We start from the raw sequence: 1,143 nt of genomic DNA on the forward strand, positions 1-1,143 counted from the left end.
TCAAGCAACCGTGGATGATCAAGCAAATGCTGGATCTGTCCTTGCGATGGCGTTGAGGATAGTGACGAGCTTCCGGATTGTTGCGACGATGGCTAGTTTGAAGGGTTTTCCCTTGCTGCGCAGGCGCTGATAAAAGGCTCCAAGAACGGGGTCTTTGACCTTAATGGCGCTGAGTGCGGCCATATAGGCGATGTCGCGTAGATGCTTGCGGCCACCGGAGCATTTGCCCTGTCGGTTTGATGAGCCGGATTGACGCGCATGCGGCGCGACGCCGACAAGAGCGGCGATGACCTTTGAAGAGACAGTGCCGAGTTCAGGCAGATCGGCAATGAGCGCGGTGGCCAGCACCGGGCCGACGCCGGTGACCTTGCACATTCTGTCGTGGCGCTTTCGCAGGCCGGGCGTCGCCTTGAGCAGATCGCGCATGGCGCGGTCGAGAGTGGCGATGTCCGTGTCGATGATGCGCAGGCGTACCTCCAGCATGTCGCGCACCAGCGGCTCTTCGATGGTATCGAGCTGGCTCGTCAGACCGCTCTTTTCGGCGACCAGCCTGCGCCGGTGGGCCGCCAACGCGCTCAGGCGACTGCGCACGGGATTTGGTTCATATGGAGTGAGGTGAGCGTGTACCGTTGCCAGATAGCGGGCGATCACGGCAGCGTCGATCATATCGGTCTTTGCCAGCTGCCCCATGGCTTTGGCAAAATTGCGAACCCTTGCGGGCGGCAGGATATGGACCTTCAGGCCTGCCGCATGCAGGCTGTCGGCCAGCCTGCGCTCATAACCGCCGGACGCCTCCAGTCCGACGACGACCGGTCCGAGCCCCAGAAGGCGGCTCGCGAGAGCGCCGATCTGTGTCGGCGAACTGCCGGTACTCCAGCGCTTGCCGGCCGGATAGACGAAAACATCGAAGCGGGCTTTGGAAACGTCGATGCCGACGAAGAGAAGTTCCGGTATCATGGCCTTGCTCCCAGGCTTGTGGTGCGGGCGAAAGCCCGATCAACCGTTCGGGGTCAAAGGGAGCAGGCAGGGCCTTGCTTGATCTCGGCTGCGTAAACCAGTCCGGAAATACGGCCGCCTGCCTGCATAGGCCGGGATGCGCATCCCGGCCTATGCATCAAGTAAACCACAATACGTCCACACAAG

The 1,143-nt window shown here is 61.4% G+C and carries 1 protein-coding gene; it reads right to left on the bottom strand.

The features are described from left to right. Positions 1 to 18 precede the first annotated feature (18 nt). Positions 19 to 957 (bottom strand): IS110 family RNA-guided transposase, encoded by a 939-nt coding sequence (locus ACQZ40_RS25700; protein ID WP_125147053.1) that lies wholly within the window; start codon positions 955 to 957, stop codon positions 19 to 21. Positions 958 to 1,143: the final 186 nt, after the last annotated feature.

This window comes from Agrobacterium sp. 16-172Ci (assembly GCF_053522725.1).